This is a genomic window from Brevundimonas sp. (genome assembly GCF_036402095.1).
Lineage (GTDB): Bacteria > Pseudomonadota > Alphaproteobacteria > Caulobacterales > Caulobacteraceae > Brevundimonas.
On the sequence record NZ_DASWTO010000041.1, the window covers coordinates 1 to 15,712 of the forward strand.

15 protein-coding genes and 1 riboswitch are annotated in these 15,712 nt (G+C 71.4%); of the genes, 7 read left to right on the plus strand and 8 right to left on the minus strand.

What is annotated here, in order from left to right:
• A partial coding sequence (locus VGD32_RS03325; RefSeq protein ID WP_414644329.1) for an alpha/beta hydrolase occupies positions 1–432 on the plus strand: 432 nt, incomplete at its 5' end.
• A gap of 3 nt (positions 433–435) precedes the next feature.
• Here VGD32_RS03325 and VGD32_RS03330 read toward each other — a convergent pair.
• Both VGD32_RS03330 and VGD32_RS03335 read right to left on the minus strand, forming a co-directional pair.
• The gene (locus tag VGD32_RS03330) at positions 436–1,077 is read right to left on the minus strand and encodes a TetR/AcrR family transcriptional regulator (RefSeq protein ID WP_331030482.1); all 642 of its coding nucleotides are present in this window, start codon (positions 1,075–1,077) and stop codon (positions 436–438) included.
• Positions 1,074–1,826, minus strand: coding sequence for a CPBP family intramembrane glutamic endopeptidase (locus VGD32_RS03335; protein ID WP_331030483.1), 753 nt, complete (start codon positions 1,824–1,826; stop codon positions 1,074–1,076). Before VGD32_RS03335 ends, VGD32_RS03330 begins: the two co-directional genes overlap by 4 nt.
• 161 nt (positions 1,827–1,987) lie before the next feature.
• Here VGD32_RS03335 and VGD32_RS03340 point away from each other — a divergent pair, with 161 nt between their 5' ends.
• Entirely contained in the window at positions 1,988–2,659 is a 672-nt protein-coding gene (locus VGD32_RS03340) for a bifunctional 4-hydroxy-2-oxoglutarate aldolase/2-dehydro-3-deoxy-phosphogluconate aldolase (RefSeq protein ID WP_331030484.1), read from the plus strand.
• 47 nt (positions 2,660–2,706) lie between these two features.
• On the opposite strand, the gene VGD32_RS03345 is transcribed toward VGD32_RS03340, so the two are convergent.
• The 5 genes from VGD32_RS03345 to VGD32_RS03365 all read right to left on the minus strand — a co-directional run bounded on the left by VGD32_RS03345 (position 2,707) and on the right by VGD32_RS03365 (position 8,989).
• Complete coding sequence (locus VGD32_RS03345; protein ID WP_331030485.1) at positions 2,707–5,538, minus strand: pitrilysin family protein; 2,832 nt, start codon at positions 5,536–5,538, stop codon at positions 2,707–2,709.
• Between the two features lie 67 nt (positions 5,539–5,605).
• Positions 5,606–6,454 carry a ribokinase gene (locus VGD32_RS03350; protein ID WP_331030486.1) on the minus strand — a complete coding sequence of 283 codons (849 nt, stop codon included), beginning with the start codon at positions 6,452–6,454 and terminating at the stop codon, positions 5,606–5,608.
• A gap of 96 nt (positions 6,455–6,550) precedes the next feature.
• Entirely contained in the window at positions 6,551–7,219 is a 669-nt protein-coding gene (locus tag VGD32_RS03355; protein ID WP_331030487.1) for an OmpW/AlkL family protein, read from the minus strand.
• 119 nt (positions 7,220–7,338) lie between these two features.
• Positions 7,339–8,286 (minus strand): nucleoside hydrolase, encoded by a 948-nt coding sequence (locus VGD32_RS03360; RefSeq protein WP_331030488.1) that lies wholly within the window; start codon positions 8,284–8,286, stop codon positions 7,339–7,341.
• A gap of 40 nt (positions 8,287–8,326) precedes the next feature.
• Complete coding sequence (locus tag VGD32_RS03365; protein ID WP_331030489.1) at positions 8,327–8,989, minus strand: aspartate/glutamate racemase family protein; 663 nt, start codon at positions 8,987–8,989, stop codon at positions 8,327–8,329.
• Positions 8,990–9,068: 79 nt separating this feature from the next.
• On the opposite strand from VGD32_RS03365, the gene VGD32_RS03370 reads away from it, so the two are divergent.
• Together VGD32_RS03370 and VGD32_RS03375 are read left to right on the plus strand one after the other, a co-directional pair.
• Positions 9,069–10,337 (plus strand): DUF819 domain-containing protein, encoded by a 1,269-nt coding sequence (locus VGD32_RS03370; RefSeq protein WP_331030490.1) that lies wholly within the window; start codon positions 9,069–9,071, stop codon positions 10,335–10,337.
• A gap of 110 nt (positions 10,338–10,447) precedes the next feature.
• Positions 10,448–12,202: an ATP-binding protein gene (locus tag VGD32_RS03375; RefSeq protein WP_331030491.1), complete on the plus strand. Its 1,755-nt coding sequence runs from the start codon at positions 10,448–10,450 to the stop codon at positions 12,200–12,202.
• A gap of 23 nt (positions 12,203–12,225) precedes the next feature.
• Here VGD32_RS03375 and VGD32_RS03380 read toward each other — a convergent pair whose 3' ends face one another.
• A complete protein-coding gene (locus VGD32_RS03380) occupies positions 12,226–13,224 on the minus strand; it encodes a D-cysteine desulfhydrase (protein ID WP_331030492.1) in 999 nt (332 codons plus the stop codon).
• 473 nt (positions 13,225–13,697) lie between these two features.
• Between VGD32_RS03380 and VGD32_RS03385 the strand changes: the two genes are divergently transcribed.
• Genes VGD32_RS03385 through VGD32_RS03395 form a run of 3 tightly spaced genes read left to right on the plus strand, consistent with a single transcriptional unit; the run spans position 13,698 to position 15,563 of the window.
• Positions 13,698–14,315, plus strand: coding sequence for a TetR/AcrR family transcriptional regulator (locus VGD32_RS03385; protein WP_331030493.1), 618 nt, complete (start codon positions 13,698–13,700; stop codon positions 14,313–14,315).
• Between the two features lie 40 nt (positions 14,316–14,355).
• Positions 14,356–15,180 carry a TIGR02587 family membrane protein gene (locus VGD32_RS03390; RefSeq protein ID WP_331030494.1) on the plus strand — a complete coding sequence of 275 codons (825 nt, stop codon included), beginning with the start codon at positions 14,356–14,358 and terminating at the stop codon, positions 15,178–15,180.
• Positions 15,181–15,182: 2 nt separating this feature from the next.
• Positions 15,183–15,563 carry a hypothetical protein gene (locus VGD32_RS03395; RefSeq protein ID WP_331030495.1) on the plus strand — a complete coding sequence of 127 codons (381 nt, stop codon included), beginning with the start codon at positions 15,183–15,185 and terminating at the stop codon, positions 15,561–15,563.
• Between the two features lie 34 nt (positions 15,564–15,597).
• Positions 15,598–15,706, plus strand: a riboswitch (TPP riboswitch).
• Positions 15,707–15,712 lie beyond the last annotated feature (6 nt).

Genomic DNA, 15,712 nt, shown 5'->3' on the forward strand with positions numbered 1-15,712 from the left:
TCCGGGGTCCGCCCCGTGGTCTTCGGCCACTCCGCCGGCGGCCATATGGCGGCCTGCATGCTCAGCGAGGGCCGCGCCGCCGCCGCCGTCGCCATCAGCGGCGTCTTCGACCTCGCCCCCCTGATCCCGACCTCGCTCAACGTCGCCCTGCGCCTCGACGAAGCCGAGGCCGCCGCCCTGTCGCCGATCCACTGGCCCGTCCCGGACGGATCGACCCCCGGCGGCACGGTGCTGGATTGCCTCGTCGGCGCCGACGAAAGCCCGGAGTTCCTGCGCCAGTCGCGGATGATGGCCGACCTCTGGGGCGCCCGCGGGGTCGAGACCCGCTACGAAGCCCTCCCCGGCCTCAACCATTTCACCGTGCTGGACCCGCTGTTCGAGAAGGACAGCGCGCTGGTGAAGCGCATCGTCGAGCTCGCCCGTCCGCGCTGAACCCTACTCGCCGACGCCCGGCCTCAGCGCCGCCAGCGCCGCGCGCCGCAGCTCGCGCGTCACCGCCTCGCCATCCTGTCCCGGGAAGGCGAACGGATACAGCATCGCCATGTGCACCGAATAGGACAGCCAGGCGGTCGTGGCCGCCGCGGCGGTCTCCGGCTCCGGCGCCGTCACCCCGTCCGCTGACGCCAGCAGCCAGTCGGCGATCAGCGCCACGCTGCGCGCATTCAGCGCCGCCGGTCCGGCGTTCAGCGCGGCCGACTGCGACAGCAGCCGTCCGAACACCGCCCGGATCAGGCCCGGATTGGCCTGCGCGCTGGCCTGCAGCGTCTCCACCAGCCAGTCCAGCCGCCCGGCCAGATCGACCCCGATCCAGCGCTCCGCCGCCAGCACGTCCGCCAGCCGCCCCACCTGCTCGCGCTGGGTCGCGTCCAGCAGATGGGTCAGCAACTCGTCCTTGCCCTTGAAACGGGTGTAGAGCGCCCCGACCGAGACTCCCGCCTCGCGCGCGATATCCTCGACCGTGACCTCGTCCAGGTCCCGCGTCGCCAGCAGGGACTTCGTCGCCCCGAGGATGCGGGCGAGGGTGGCCTCGCTCCGCTTCTGCTGCGGCGGGCGCGGGCCTTCCGGCTCGATGGTCAAGCGTGTCCTCCGACGGCTCCGGCGTAGAAGGCCGTCATGGTAACGAAATCCACCAGTCCGTGCAGGATGATCGCGGCCCACAGATTCCGCCCGCTCCACAGCCAGACGAGGCCGATGATCACGCCCACCGCGCCGGTCAGCAGCGCCCCGCCCAGACCCTGATACGCGTGGCAGGCGCCGAACAGCGCGCCCTGCAGGATGACCGCGGCGAACACGACCACCGCGTTCGGCGCCGTTCCGCCCAGCACGGCGGCGATGCGGTCGGTCAGGAAGCCGCGCGCCACCAGTTCCTCTCCGAAGGCGGCCGAGCCGAAGGCCACCGGCAGCGCCCAGAACAGATACTCGGCCAGGTTTGCCTTCAGGCCGGCGAAGGCCGACAGGTCGGGACCGGCGAGTCCGAGGGCCGGCAGGATCGCCGCCTGCATCGCGCCGGCCAAGGCGCCCAGCGCCAGATAGCCCGCGACTACCGCCAACGGAATGCTCCACCAGCGGCGCGGCGCGCGCAGGCCGACATCAGACCAGCGCCGGCCCGCGGCCCGCATCATCCAGGCTGCGGCCGCGACCAGAAGCGCCATCCTCCCCAGCAGGATCAATTTGGGGCCGTAGTCCGCCCCGACCACCTCGCTTGGGGACAGGGCGAACGAGACGGCGAAGACCAGGCCCGCCATGACCGCCACCTGCAGGGCGGCCTGCCGTCGAACGCCGGACCGGGGACCGGAGGCGGCGGAGGGGATGGAAACGACGCTCATGACAACCGTCCTTTATATGAATCTGAATTCTGTTTCATATCTTTTCGGCTCGATGTCAAGCCGTGCCCCGTGACGGCTTGAGCCCGTTCACACGGATTGAAGACCCCTCCCTTGACGCGCCGGGCCGCCCGGCCGAGTCAGGACGGACCAGGGAGACTTCCATGCGCCACGACCGCCTCGCCGTCCTGACCGCCCTCGAAGCGCAGGGCGTCGCCCCCGTCTTCTATCACCCGGACGCCGACGTCTGCCTCGAGGTCATCCGCGCCTGCGCCCGCGGCGGGGCGAAGGCCATCGAGTTCACCAACCGCGGCGACTTCGCCGTAGACCTGTTCGGCGACATCGCCCGCGAGCTGCAGAGGACCGACCCGGACATCATCCTCGGCATCGGCTCCGTCGTCGATGCGGGCACGGCCTCGCTCTATCTCAACCGCGGCGCCCGCTTCGTGGTCAGCCCCTGCCTCGTCCCCGAGGTCGCCCGCGTCTGCAACCGGCGCCTGACGGCCTACTTTCCGGGCTGCGGCTCCGTCACCGAGATCGGCCAGGCCCACGAACTGGGCTGCGAGATCGTCAAGCTCTTCCCCGGCGCCAGCGTCGGCGGCCCCGACTTCGTCAAGGCGGTGCTCGGGCCGATGCCGTGGACCAAGATCATGCCCACCGGCGGCGTCGATCCCGACGAGGCCTCGATCGCCAGATGGTTCGGCTCCGGCATCGTCGCCGCGGGCATGGGCTCGAAACTGATCACCGACGCGGCCGTCAAGGCCGGCGACTGGGCCGGCGTCGAGGCGCAGGTGCGCAAGACCGTCGACGCCATCGCGGCGTTCCGGGCCAGGTAGGTGCAAGGCTCACCTCCCCATCTACGATCGGGAGGTGAGAGTCGTCCCTACCGTCCCAGCGTCGGGCTGTTCAGGTCAAGCTCGGCCGCCGGGATCACCACCACGTCCGGATGCGCCGCGCGCAAGGCGTCGATGAACATCGAGGCCTGCCCGACGACGACCACATAGGCCTGGTCGGAACTGACCGCTTGCGCCGCCGCCATCAGGCTCTCCGGCGTCGTCGCGTTGATCCTGGCCGGATAGGCCTCGATCTCGCTCAGCGGCAGGCCATAGGTCACCGCGTCGGCGATGAAGCCCCCCAGCCCCGCGGTCGTCTCGAGATTGCGCGAGAAGCCGCCGGTCAGATAGGTCTCGCGATCGGTGACGATCTGGGGCTCCACGGCCTCGGACCGCAGCCGGTCGAATTCGGCCAGCACCAGCCCGACCACCTCGGCGGCGCTCTCGTTCTTGGTCTGGGTCGCCGCGGTGAGCAGGCCGCTTTCGACCCGGGCCCCAAGCGAGGAGCTGGCCCCGTAGGACAGGCCCCGTTTGGCGCGGATCTCCTGGAACAGATGGCCGTTCTGGCCGCCGCCGATGACGCTGTTGGCCACCGCCAGCGGATACCAGGCGTCGTCGGATCGGCGGGGCGCCCGCACCGCCGCCGTGACCGCAGCCTGACCGGCGCCCGGAAGGTCGACCACCACGACGCGCGGCGGCGGAACCTCGCCTGCCCGCGCGGGCAGGGTGGGCGCGCGTCCCGCCGGGCTGGGCCAGCCGCCGAACGTCTTCTCTGCGAAGGTGAAGGCCTCTTCCGGGGTCATGCCGCCGGTGACGATCAGGGTGGCGTTGTCCGGCCTCCACCAGCGCTGGTGGAAGGACCTGACGTCGTCGCGCGTCAGCCGCGCCAGACTCTCGGGCGTGCCGCTGGCCGGCCGGCCGTAGGCCGCGCCGCCGAAGGCCAGACGGTTCAGCACCAGCGAGGCCAGCGGACCCGGCTGGCGCAGGTTGACGGTCAGGGCGTTGATCTCAAGCGTGCGGCTGCGCTCCAGTTCCTCCGCTGCGAAGGCCGGCTCCATGACCACGTCGGCGAACACCTCGCCGACCGCGTCGGCCGAGGCTACGGGCGCCGAGACGAACAGGGTGGTGCGGTCGGCGTCGGCGCCGCCGCCGATGTTGGCGCCCAACGCCTCAAGCGTCCGGGCGATCTCCGGGGCGGAGCGGTCGCCCGCGCCCTTGGTCGCCAGATCGGCCGTCATCGACGCCAGCCCGGCGCGGTCGTCCGGATCGGCCGCGGCGCCCCCGGCGATGACCAGCTGGGCGTTCATGATGGGCAGGTCGGTCGACTTCGCCGCGATCACCCGCAGGCCGTTCGACAGCCTGCGCTCGACGACGTTCGGCGTGGCCATCGCCCGCGCATCACCCGGCGCGGGCGGCGCCATCCGCTGGCCTTCCGGCAGCAGCTCGTTGGGCGGCAGAATCGCCGGCGGCACGGTGACGAAGGTCGGAACCGGGGCCGGGTTGCGCCAGCTATCCTCGGGGACGCCTGCGGGCCGCGCGCTCTCGTCCTGATAACGCAGCGACACCCGCGCCTGATCGTTCAGATACGTCCGGGCGACGCGCTGCACGTCGGCGGCGGTCACCGCCTGCACCGCGGCCAGATGCTCGTCCGGCGCCTTCGGATTGTTCTCGCTGACGATGGCCTGACCCAGGATGAAGGCGCGGCCGGACGCCGTCTCGCGCTGGCGCAGTTCGCTGGCCACGATCTCCGTCTTGGCCTCCGACAGTTCCGCCCCGGACACCGGCTCCTCGCGCATCCGCGCCAGTTCGGCGTCCAGCGCCGCCTCGACGTCGGCTATGGCCTTGCCACGCGCCACCACGGCGGTGGCGGTGATCGATCCGTCCTCCTCCATGCCGTCGGCGCTGAAGCTGACGCCCGAGGCCAGCTGGGTCCGATAGATCAGCGACTGGTACAGCCGCGAGCTCTCGCCCCGCGACAGAATGGCCTGCATCACATCCAGCGCCGCCGCGTCGGGGTGGTTGGCGGCTAGGCCCGGATAGATGATCCCCACCGCCGGCAGCGGCACGTTCGGGGCGTAGGCTTCGACCAGCCGCGGCGCGGTGCGGGGCGTCTCCACCGGCCGCTGCAGCACCGGCACGGGCCGCCCCGGATTCTGGATGTCGGCGAAATACCGGTCGACCAGCCGGTCCAGCTCGGCCGGATCGAAATTGCCCGACACGATCATCGTCGCCGTTGCCGGGCGGTAGTAGGCCTCGTGGAACGCCCGCGCGTCGTCGATCACAGCCGAGTCCAGCTCCTCGATCGAGCCGATCACGCTGCGGCGGTAGATGCTCTCGTCGAAGGCGTTGTCGCCGATCACGAAGCGCTGGAAACGGCCGTACGGAGGGGCCAGCACCCGCTGGCGCAGCTCCTCCTTGACGATCGAGCGCTCGGCCTGGAACACCGCCTCGTCCACCACCGGCCGGGCCATCCGCTCGGCGTGGGTCCACAGCATCGTCTCCAGATACTGCGGCGGCACCGTCTCGTAATAGTTGGTGAAATCCTGCCCGGTCGAGGCGTTGCGCGTGCCCCCGGCGTTCTCGACGATGGTCGAGATCTGGCCGTACGGCAGGTTGACCGTCTTGCGGCTCAGAATGTGCTCGAACAGATGGGCGAAGCCGCTGCGGCCCTGCGGATCGTCCTTGCCGCCGACGTCGTACCACAGAGTCACCGTCACCGTGCCGGCGCTCGGGTCCGGCATGGCGTAGACGTCCAGCCCGTTGGCCAGTTCGCGATGGGTGTATTCCAGCGGCGGGACGCTGATAGGCGCGGGCGTCTGGGCGAAGGAGGGCGAGGCGAGGGCCAGCAGCGAGGCCCCCAGGAGCGCGGCGGTGCGGGTCATTTCGGCGGTTCCCGGGATCGGATCTGAACAGGGAAGGGACCCTATCAGCGGACGCGCCGGGCCATAGTTACGACCCCGTAATGATCGCCTCCACCTCGGCTCGCGTCGGCAGGGACGGCTGGGCGCCCGGCCGCGTGGCCGCGATCGCCCCCGCGGCGCAGGCGAAGGCAAGCGCCGCCTCCGGCTCCCTTCCCTCCAGCAGCGCCACGCAGATGGCCCCGACGAAGGCGTCGCCCGCCCCCGTCGCGTCCACCGCGGTCACCCCTGGCGGCGCCGCGCGGGCGATCTCGCCGCCGCGCTGATGCATCACCGCGCCCCTGGCGCCGAGCGTGGTCACCACCCGACCCCCGCCGTGGTGCAGCCCCTCGCCGTAGAAGGCCGCTTCGGTCTCGTTTACCACGATCAGGTCGGCCCGGCGCAACAGCTGGTCCGATACGGCCTGCGCCGGGGCCAGGTTGACGCAGACGAAGTCCGTGGCCCGTCCGACCGCCGCCTCGACCACCTCAGGCGGCAGCTCGAGCTGCAGGATCAGCGGCTCCTCGATCCGCGCCGGCAGCTGCGCGGCGGTCATCCGGTGATTGGCCCCCGCCGCCACGACAATCTGATTCTCGCCTTCCGGATCGACCGCGATCAGGGCGACGCCGGTCGGCGCCGCGGCGTCGGTGTCGACCTCTGTCAGGTCCACCCCGCCGGCCTCCAGCAGCGCCCTCGCCTCGTCCGCCATGGCGTCGTCGCCGACCCGCCCGATCAGGCGGACCTCCGCCCCCAGCCGCTGCGCCGCCAGCGCCTGGTTGGCGCCCTTTCCGCCCGGATGCCGCGCCAGCGTCGCCCCCGTCACCGTCTCTCCGGCCCGCGGCAGATGCGGCGCGCTGGCGACGAGGTCGAGGTTGATCGAGCCGACGACGGTGATCTTCAAGGCGCCCCTCCCGGCGAGCGGCCGCACGGCGCGGCCTGACCGGAGCGCTTATGCCCCGGCCGCGACCGCGCCGCCACAGAGGCGCCGTTCAGCGCGCTAGAATTTGCGCCCGACGCCCAGCGACACGACCCACGGATCGAGGGCCACGTCGCTCTTGAGCGCGCCGCCGTTGATGCTGGCCTCGGTGTCGAACCACACCTTCTTGACGTCCAGATTCAGCGTCCACGGCCCGGTCAGGGCGACGTCGGCGCCGGCCTGCAGGGCGTAGCCGAAGCCGTCCTCCAGATCGACGGTGAAGCCGTTCTGGTCCTCGCCGTCGAAGAACAGCATGTAGTTCACCCCGGCGCCGACGTAGGGGCTGACGCGCGCCTCCGGCATCGGCCGGTACTGCAGCGTCACGACCGGCGGCAGCACCCAGGTTTCATGCACCGCCACGTCGACGCCGGGCCCCTGCGCCCGGATCTCGTGCTGCGTCGCGCCCAGGATGGCCTCGACCGAGATGTGATCGGTCAGGAAATAGGTGAAGCCAAGCGTCGGCATGACGTCGTCGCCGACCGCGACGTCCAGGCCGGAGGGCGCGCCGGCGGCGTTGGTGATCGCATCGTCAGCGTCGCTCGACACCTGGGTGACCCGTCCGGTCACGATCCAGTCGCCCTTGCGCGCGATCTGCCAGTCGTTCGAGGTCTGGGCCATGGCCCCGCCCGCGGCTCCGCTCGCCAGCGTCATCGCCAGGGCGGCGGCGGCCAGCGTGATGTTCCGTTTCATCGTCGTCTTCCACGACGCGCCCGGCGGCGACATGCGGCCGGTGCGGCGTCGCGGGGGTCATGCGTCCGCGCCGCCCGGCCCGCCTTGCGCCGGCGCAAACCTTGGCCGTGGGCGCTGCGTCAGATTGTCCCCGCCGCCCCCGTCGCGGCCGCGATCAGGGCGAACACCCCGTCGGCGTCGGTGGAGGTCGCCCAGCGGTGCGGCAGCGTCCCCGCCACGGCCTCGCGGAACTCCACGGCCGTATGCCCGCGGGTCAGATCGCTCTCCGTCTCCACCCGGATGTGGCAGCGGGCCAGTTCGAACAGTTCCGGCTTCAGCAGCCAGGCCACCGGACACGGATCATGCACCGGCGGGGCGTCCCAGCCGACGATCTCGCGCTCGATCCGCTGCGAGAAGCGCATCATCGACGCCGCCGTCTCCGCCTTCGCCGTGCCGATCGTCTCCAGCGCCGCGATCCGCTGCTCCGTGGCCCGCACCTGGTGCGTCGCGTCCAGCCCGAACAGCACCGCGTCGCAGCCGCTGGCCAGCACCTCGGCCGCCGCGTCCGGATCGGCCCAGATGTTGAACTCCGCCGAAGCCGTGATATTGCCGCCCTCGGACCGGGCCCCGCCCATCACCGCCACCGGTCCCAGACGCTCCGCCAACCCCGGCGCCTTGCGCAGCGCCAGCGCCAGATTGGTCATCGGCCCCATCACCGCCAGGGCCACGGACCGCGCCGGCCGGGTCATGACCAGATCGATGATGGCGTCGACGGCGTGTCCGTCCGCACACGGAGCGTCGGGCTCGAACGGCGTCAGGTCGCCCAGGCCCTCGGCGCCGTGGAACTCGCCCGCCCCGGCCGGCTCGCGCCGCAGCGGCCGGTCCGCGCCCATGAACACGGGCACGTCCTCGCGCCCGGCGATCTGGCGCAGCATCCGCGCGTTCCGCGCCGTCTTCCCGACCGGCACATTGCCGCCCACGGCGGTGATCGCCAGCAGCTCGAACTCGCCCGCGCCGAAGGCGAGCATCAGCGCCACGGCGTCGTCCACGCCGGGGTCGCAATCGATGATGAGGGATTGTCTGTTCACCGCCGAGCAATGGCGCGGGTCGCGCCCGCCCGCAACCGTCTTAGGCGCACGCCTTCACGCAGGCCGCCGCCAGCACCTCGGCGGAATCCACCAGCGGCACGCTGACATCGGCGGCCTCCAGCAGCAGCGGCACTTCCGTGCATCCGGCGACGACCACCTCGGCGCCGGCCCCGACCAGCGCCGCCGCCAGCCGCCGCATCTCCGCCCGCGGTCCCTCGCCGACATCGCCCGCCTTGACGGCGTGGATGCAGGTCATCACCGCCTCGCGGTCAGAGCCGGTCAGGCGCACGATCTTCGCCCCCTTCGCCTGCAGCGCCCGCGTGTACAGCGCCTCGCCGCCGGGCGTGGCCAGCACCCCGACCTTCCGCGCCCCGCCGGCGGTCGCGGCTTCGGTCGTCTCGGCGATCATGTCGACGAACGGCAGGCCGACCTTGCGGATGCTCCCGGTCAGGGCGTGGGCCGTGTTGCACGGCATGGCCAGCACCTGGGCCCCGGCGTCGCGCAGCCGCATCGCCATCCGCCCCAGCATGGCCTCGGCCGCGTCGGGGGCCCGCTGCCGGTCCGGCACCTGCGGATTGATGTCGACCAGCATGCGGATGTGATCCGCGTCCCGCGCCGCCGGCGTCAGCGCCTGCACCCGCGCCAGAAACGCCACCGTCGCCGCCGGCCCCATGCCGCCCAGCACGCCCAGAACCTTGCCCATCTCGCCTCCGCTCCCGGCCGGCGCCTTGCCAACCGGACATTCAGCCGCCCTTATGCGCCGAAACCGCGAGGGGACGCCAATGCAGACCGAAACCGTGGCCGCGACGGCCCTCATCACCAACGACGCCGTCGTTCTCGGCCTGCTGGCCGTCATCCTCGGCGGGGTGTTCTGGGCCTCGAACCTGAGCCACCCGTGGGTGAAGAAATTCTTCGCCGTCGTCCCGGCCCTGCTGCTCTGCTACTTCCTGCCCTCGCTGCTGACGACCTTCGGCGTGGTCGATCCCGAGACCTCGAAGCTCTATTTCATCGCCTCCCGCTTCCTGCTGCCGGCGGCGCTCGTCCTCCTCACCGTCTCCGCCGACCTGCCGGCCATCGCCGGGCTCGGGCCCAAGGCGGTGATCATGTTCTTCACGGGAACCGTCGGGGTCATGATCGGCGGCCCCGTCGCCCTGCTGCTGACCAGCTGGATCGCCCCCGACCTGATGGGCGCCGGGCCCGAGGCCATCTGGCGCGGGATGGCCACCGTCGCCGGCAGCTGGATCGGCGGCTCGGCCAACCAGACCGCCCTCTACGAGATCTATGGCGCCGGCCCCGACATCTTCTCGATCTTCATCGCCGTCGACGTGGTCGTGGCCAACGTCTGGATGGCCGTCGTCCTGTGGATCGCCGCCAACCAGAAGAAGGTCGACAGGCTGTTCCGCGCCGACGCCAGCGCCGTCGACCGGGTCCGCGACAAGGCCGAGGCCTATGAGCTGGAAACCGCCCGCATCCCCACCCTGAAGGACCTGATCTTCATCCTCGCCGTGGCCTTCGGCGCGGTCGGCCTGTCGCACGCCATCGCCGACCCGCTGTCGGCCTGGTTCGGGGCGACCTTCCCCTGGGCCCAGCGCCTGTCCTTCGACTCCAGCTTCTTCTGGCTGGTGTTCATCGCCACCGTCGTCGGCGTCGTCCTGTCCTTCACCGGCGCCCGCAAGCTGCAGGGTCCCGGCGCGGCCAAGGTCGGCTCGGTCTTCGTCTACATGCTGGTGGCCACCGTCGGCCTGAACATGAACATCGGCGCCATCCTCGAGTCGCCGGTCTATTTCCTGATCGGCGGCGTCTGGATGCTGATCCACGTGGCCCTGATGTTCGCCATGGCCTTCCTGATCCGGGCGCCCAGCTTCTTCCTCGGCGTCGGCTCGATGGCCAACATCGGCGGCGCCGCCAGCGCCCCCGTCGCCGCCGCCGCCTTCCACCCGTCGCTGGCCCCGGTCGGCGTCCTGCTCGCCGTGCTCGGCTACATCATCGGCACCGCCGCCGGCTGGTTCACCGGCCTGGTGATGATGCAGATCGCAGCGGGGGCGGGGTAGGCTCCCCGGGAATCCGCCTCCGCCGCAGGACACCACCTTCATACAACCCCCGATTAACCCGCGCTTCATCGCTGCAAGCGTTTGATGTACGGGCGATTTGGGGAAGGCGGATGAAAGAGAGCCTCTGGGGGTTCGACGCAGCGTTCGACCGTACAGCGGTTCAGACCCGCCGCCAGGCGTCTGCCCGTGCGGCGATCTGTTTCATGGTGTTCGCCACGGGTCTGACGGCCATTCCGCTGCCGGCCATGCTCCTCTGGGCCGGTGCGTTCGCGATCGGCGACATCACGCTGTGGTTCGCGACGGACCCTCGCAATCAGGTCCGGCGGCCCGTGCTCTTCCGGGGTCTGCGTCTGCTGGCGACCACCGTCTCCTCGAGCGCCTGGGCGACGGTGGGCGCGATGTGGTGGTTTGCCCCGGGAGACCACACCAAGGCCGTGGCCGTGGCCTTGCTGGGCGGAACGCTGATCTATGTCGTCCGGGGCTGCCACCGCTCGCTCGTGCAGATGATCGCCGCCGGCGCCCCTCCGGCGGTCGTGTTGCTCTATCTGTCCTTCACTGGATCCAGCCTGACTGAGACGGCGGGTCTCGTCGGTTCGCTGATGCTGGTCCTGGTCTACGCGGCCAGTTCGGGCGCCAATGCGTGGAAGTCTCACCGCCAGCTGGAGAAGGCCACCCTCGCCCTGGTCGAGAAGCAGCGCGAGGCCGAGGCCGCCAGCGTCGCCAAGAGCGAATTCCTCGCCAACATGAGCCACGAGATCCGCACGCCGCTGAACGGCGTCCTGGCCATGGCGCACGTGCTCGAGAAAGCCGACCTGCCCCCGCGCGAGAAGGAGGCGGCGGCGCTGATCTGCGCCTCGGGCGAAATGCTGGAGCGGCTGCTTTCCGACATCCTCGACATCGCCAAGGTCGAGGCGGGCCAGCTCGAAATCGAGACCGCCCCCTTCCACGCCGGCGAACTGGCCCGCAACGCCGGCAGGCTTTGCCGCGCCAAGGCCGAGGAAAAGGGCGTCCGTCTCACCGTCACGGTCGATCCGTCTGCGGATCGCGTCTGGCTCGGCGACGCGATCCGGGTCCGGCAGGTGATCCTCAATCTGCTTTCGAATGCGGTGAAGTTCACTGACGTCGGCGATGTTCGCCTGCGGCTTGAGCTCGATGCCGAGGGCCGGCTGCTGTTCACCGTGTCCGACACCGGCGTCGGATTCGAGGCCGCCTTCCGGGAACGGCTGTTCGACCGATTCCAGCAGGCCGACGGATCCATCACCCGTCGCTTTGGCGGCAGCGGCCTGGGACTCGCCATCTGCAAGCAACTGGCCGACATGATGGGCGGCCTCCTCGACTGCGACAGCCGGCCCGGCGAGGGGACCGAGTTCAGGTTCACCCTCGCCCTGCCCCCGGCGGAAGAGACGGAGGCCGAGGCGGCCGCGGCCGCCGACGGTCCCGCGGCCCCGGGACTCGCCCCGGCGCTCCGGCTGCTGATCGCCGACGATCATCCCACCAACCGGAAGGTGGTCGAGATCATCCTGGCCGGGGCCGGCGTACAGATCACCGCCGTCGACAACGGACTGGAGGCGGTGCGCGCCTACAGCCTGGGAGGTTACGACCTGGTCCTGATGGACATGCAGATGCCGGTGATGGACGGCCTTACCGCCACAGCCGAGATTCGCGCCGCCGAAGCCCGGGCCGGCGCTCCTCGCGTTCCGATCGTGATGCTAACGGCCAACGCCCTTCCGGAGCACGTTCGGGCCGGAAGGCAGGCGGGCGCTGACGGCCACCTGACCAAGCCGATCACCCCCGCGTCGCTCTTCGCCGCCATCAATGACGCCTTGGGTGCCACGGACCCGCAGAGCACGACCGTCGCGGCCTGATCCTCCGGTCCGCGCGGGCCTGCCTACAGCCCCGCCCCCACCACGCTCTCATAGCCGAACAGCCCCTGCGCCCCGCCGGTGTGCAGGAACACCACCGTCTCGCCGCGGAACGCGCCCTTCCGCGCCAGGGCGATCAGCCCCTTCATCGCCTTGGCGCTGTAGACGGGGTCCAGCACGATCCCGTCGGTCCGCGCCGCCAGCTTCAGCGCGTCGATCACGCCCTGATCCACCAGCCCGTAGCCTTCGCCGACATAGTCGCAGTCGGCCACCACCATCTCCGCCGTCACCGCGTCCGGCCGCCCCAGCAGGGCCGCCGTCTCGCGCGCCAGCTTCAGCACATTTTCTTCCTGCTTCGCCTTCGGCACCCGCACGCCGACGCCCAGCACCGGGATGTCCGCCCCCATCACCGCCAGCCCGGCCACCAGCCCGGCATGGGTCCCGGCGCTGCCCGTCGCCGTCACGATCCGGTCGATGCGCAGGTCCAGCTCGTCGGCCCCGACCACGATCTCGCGGGCGCAGTCGACATAGCCCAGCGCCCCCACCGGATTGGAGCCGCCGCCCGGGATCACATAGGGCCGCCCGCCCCGCGCCCGCACCTCCGCCGCCGTCGTCTCCAGCTCGGCCGGCATGTCCGAGCCGCCCGGCACGAACCGGACCCCCGCGCCGAACAGCCGGTCCAGCAGCACGTTGCCGTTGGCGACATAGTCGTGCGCCTTCGACCCCGTCCGCTCCTCGAGGATGACCTCGCAGGCCAGACCGTGCGCCGCCGCCGCCGCCGCCGTCTGGCGCACGTGGTTCGACTGCACCGCCCCCTGGGTCACCAGGGTGTCGGCCTCCTGCTCGAAGGCCTCGCCGAGCAGGAATTCCAGCTTGCGGGTCTTGTTGCCGCCGCCGGCCAGCCCGGTGCAGTCGTCGCGCTTGATCCACAGATCGACGCCCAGTTCCTCGCTCAGCCGCGGCAGCGGCTCCAGCGGCGTGGGCAGGTGGGCGAGGCGCACGCGGGGGAAACGGGCGAGGTGCATGACGGGGCTCCTTGATGCCCTCCGTCCCTAGCGCGATCGCCGGCCGCGCCCAAGCGCACGCCGGAAACGAGAAAAGTCTGAAACGGCCCGGAACCGAATTCTCCGGGTGATGTTTATCGCTCGGACCAAGCGGCGATGCGCGCTCGACTAGTCCAAAAACGCGGCCCGGCCTCTGCCACGCCCCCCCGACGCAGGCCGGGCCGCACCTTTATCTGCTCCCCATCATCGTCGTCCTCGGGCCTGACCCGAGGATCAGACTGTCCGGCGCCCGGCGGCGCGGACGCGTCGGCCGTCGCGGGGCCGCCCCGGACGTACACGTCCGCCCCCACCTCTGATCCTCGGATCGAGTCCGGAGATGACGGGCGGAGGCGTTTCCCCTTACCCCTAATCCCTAATCCCTAATCCCTAATCCCTAATCCCCAATCCCTACTCCCTCACTTGCCCCGACTCCCCGCGGGCGTGATGCTGTCCGCATGGCCGAATCGCCTGCTCCCGCCCGCCTGCGCGACCGCGCGGCCACCGAGGCCCTCATCGTCGAGGCCGGCGAGCGCATTCTGCTGCGTGACGGCTTTCCCGGCCTCAACGTCCAGACCCTCGCCGCCGAGGCGGGCTGCGACCGCAAGCTGGTCTACCGCTATTTCGACGGCGCCGACGGCGTGGTCGAGCGCATCGCCGCCCGGGCCCACGCCTCGCTGGTCCGTTCGCTCGACGCCGTCCCCGCCTCCGGGACCGAGTCGCTGCGCGCTTTCGCCCGGGAAAGCCTGTCGGCCTGGCTCGGCGCGCTGCGCGCCAGTCCCCTGACCCTGCGTCTCATGGCGTGGGCGCTGGTCGAGTCCTCGCCGCTGCTCAACCGCATCGAGTCCGAGCGTTCGGCCGTGCTCCAGGCCTGGATGCGCGAGCGCCGGCCCCGGCTGCGCACCCCGCCCGCCGGCGACGCCGTGGCCATCAACGCGGTCCTGCTGGCGGCGGTCCAGCACCTCGCCCTGTCCGGGGGAACCCGCCCGGGCGTCGGCGGCGTCGCCCTCGACGAGGCCGGCTGGGCCCGGATCGAAACCGCCCTCGACGCCCTTCTGGTCGCCTTCCCCGAATAGGCGCGCGGAGCGGACCGCCCTCTCAGGCGTTGCCGTATCCATGAGCCCCGCCGCCGTTCAGCCGCGCCGCGAAACCGCCTACGCCCGCGACCTCGGCCGCGCCTTCGGCGGCGCCCTGCTGTTCAGCCTGCCGCTGCTGATGACCATGGAGATGTGGTGGTTCGGCTTCAGCCTGCATCCGGCGCGGCTGGCGCTGTTCCTCGCCGCCGCCGTGCCGCTGCTGATCGGCCTCGCCTACTACGCCGGCTTCAGCCACCGCCATCACGGCCTCGCCCATGCGGTGCTTGACGCCTTCGTCGCCCTCGCCGTCGGCTATCTGGCCGCCGCCCTGCTGCTGACCGTCATGGCCATCGTCGAGCCGGACGGCCCGCTGCGGCAGTCCGTCGGCCAGGTGGCGCTGCAGGCGGTGCCCGGGGCCATGGGCGCCCTGCTGGCCCGGCGTCAGCTGAGCGCCGGGCGCGGCGACGGCGATGAGGACGAGGCGCGCTATCCCGGCGAACTGTTCCTGATGGTCGCCGGGGCCCTGTTCCTCGCCCTCAACGTCGCCCCGACCGAGGAGATGATCCTGATCGCCTACCGGATGACGCCGTGGCACGCGGTGGCCCTGATCGCCGTCTCCCTCGCGGTGATGCACGCCATCGTCTACCGCGCGGGTTTCGCCGGCGAGCACGAGCAGGGCCACCCCGTCAACGCCTTCTTCCACTTCACCCTCGCCGGCTATGGCCTCGTCCTGCTGGTCAGCCTCTGCGTGCTGTGGGTGTTCGGCCGCACCGACGGCCACGGACTGACCGAGATCGTCGACGCCGCCGTGGTCCTCGCCTTCCCCGGCGCCCTCGGGGCCGCCGCCGCCCGCCTGCTGGTGTAGCCATGCCGTCGAAGAAGCCCGCCCCGCACACGCAGCCGCCTGTCCTCGAGTGGATCATGGGCGGTCTCGGCCTGCTGCTGACCCTCGCCGTCCTCGCCGTCTTCCTGCGCGAGGCCATGGGCCCCGGCGGGCCGCCCGTGATCGAGCCGCGGCTGCACGCGGTCCACGGCGGCCCCGGCCACTGGCGGGCCGAGGTCGAGGTGCGCAACACCGGCTCCGCCACCGCCGCCGCCGTCGAGATCGAGGGCGTGCTCGGCGACGAGACCGCCTCGGCCACCCTTGACTACGTCCCCGCCGGCGGAACGGAGACCGTGGTGCTCGGCTTCGAGGCCGACCCCCGCGCCGGCCTTCAGCTCCAGACCCGCGGCTGGACCGAGCCGTAACGATTGAACCCCTCGCCTCGCAGGCGTAGGACTGTCCCGTTCTCCGGGGGGCGCCGCCCAAGGCGCTGAGATTGGGGTGATCCCCTGACCCGTCGAACCTGATCCGGGTCATGCCGGCGAAGGGATGGGAAACGCTTCGGGTCCACGCC

Bases quoted from the DNA above. Each gene is read 5' to 3' on its own strand.
- VGD32_RS03335 (WP_331030483.1), bottom strand. From the start codon at position 1,826: ATGAGCGTCGTTTCCATCCCCTCCGCCGCCTCCGGTCCCCGGTCCGGC.
- VGD32_RS03340 (WP_331030484.1), top strand. From the start codon at position 1,988: ATGCGCCACGACCGCCTCGCCGTCCTGACCGCCCTCGAAGCGCAGGGC.
- VGD32_RS03345 (WP_331030485.1), bottom strand. From the start codon at position 5,538: ATGACCCGCACCGCCGCGCTCCTGGGGGCCTCGCTGCTGGCCCTCGCC.
- VGD32_RS03355 (WP_331030487.1), bottom strand. From the start codon at position 7,219: ATGAAACGGAACATCACGCTGGCCGCCGCCGCCCTGGCGATGACGCTG.
- VGD32_RS03365 (WP_331030489.1), bottom strand. From the start codon at position 8,989: ATGGGCAAGGTTCTGGGCGTGCTGGGCGGCATGGGGCCGGCGGCGACG.
- VGD32_RS03370 (WP_331030490.1), top strand. From the start codon at position 9,069: ATGCAGACCGAAACCGTGGCCGCGACGGCCCTCATCACCAACGACGCC.
- VGD32_RS03375 (WP_331030491.1), top strand. From the start codon at position 10,448: ATGAAAGAGAGCCTCTGGGGGTTCGACGCAGCGTTCGACCGTACAGCG.
- VGD32_RS03380 (WP_331030492.1), bottom strand. From the start codon at position 13,224: ATGCACCTCGCCCGTTTCCCCCGCGTGCGCCTCGCCCACCTGCCCACG.
- VGD32_RS03385 (WP_331030493.1), top strand. From the start codon at position 13,698: ATGGCCGAATCGCCTGCTCCCGCCCGCCTGCGCGACCGCGCGGCCACC.
- VGD32_RS03390 (WP_331030494.1), top strand. From the start codon at position 14,356: ATGAGCCCCGCCGCCGTTCAGCCGCGCCGCGAAACCGCCTACGCCCGC.
- VGD32_RS03395 (WP_331030495.1), top strand. From the start codon at position 15,183: ATGCCGTCGAAGAAGCCCGCCCCGCACACGCAGCCGCCTGTCCTCGAG.